Here is a 941-nt window from a genome sequence, read left to right on the forward strand (position 1 = left end):
GACGGATGCCAGGGTGACGCCTGCGAGGTAGCGGCTGGCGAGCTTGTCGAAGCGGGTGGCGATGGCTCGCCACTGCTTGAGCTTGGCGAAACACCGTTCTACGAGGTTGCGGTCCTTGTAGGTGACCCTGTCGAAGGCGGGAGGGCGGCCGCCGTGGCTGCCCTTGCGCTTGCGGTTGGCGATCTGGTCCTTGCGCTCGGGGATGACCGCCTGGATGCCGCGCTGCCGCAGGTGTAGGCGGATCTTCTTGGAGGAGTAGCCCTTGTCGCCCAGCAGGCGATCGGGGCGGGTACGGGGCCGGCCGATGCGGCGGCGCAGCCGGAAGGCGGCCATGACCGCGTCGAAGGCGGTGCAGTCGGCGATGTTGCCGCCGGTCAGGTGCAGGGCGACGGGCAGGCCGCGGGTTTCGGTGATCAGGTGGAGCTTGGTGGTCAGTCCGCCGCGGGAGCGTCCGAGGGCTTGTCGTCTTTGGGACTGTTTCGCATCGATCGTCTGGCCGTCGTCCCCCTTTTTCGGGCTCCGGCGGCGTGCTGATGCGCGCGGGCGATGGTGGAATCGATGCTCACGATCAGCTCGACGGTGCCAATCGAGTCGTCCTTGACCTGCAGATCCTCCAGGATTCTGGCCCAGGTGCCGTCTTCGTCCCAGCGTTTGAACCGCTCGTAACAGGTCTGCCAGGGGCCGTAGCGCTCAGGAATGTCCCGCCAGGGCGCTCCGGTACGCAGCCGCCACAGGATCCCGTTGATGACCTCGCGGTGATCGCGCCAGGGGCGTCCCCTGCCGTCCGTCGCGGGCAGCAGGGGCTCGATCCGTTGCCAGGCCTTGTCGGTCAGTTCACCTCGTCGCACCACGAACGATCATCTAACCGCACCTGCCGTGATCATTTATCAGACATCGCCTAGTACTACAACAACATATTGTGATGGATTACCTTGATTGTA

At 65.2% G+C, this 941-nt stretch carries 1 pseudogene; it reads right to left on the bottom strand.

The features are described 5' to 3' along the window. Positions 1 to 848, bottom strand: a pseudogene (locus ACFOYY_RS42490) (IS5 family transposase); the annotation flags it as partial. Between the last annotated feature and the right edge of the window lie 93 nt (positions 849 to 941).

This window comes from Streptosporangium jomthongense, from assembly GCF_042650425.1.
Lineage (GTDB): Bacteria > Actinomycetota > Actinomycetes > Streptosporangiales > Streptosporangiaceae > Streptosporangium.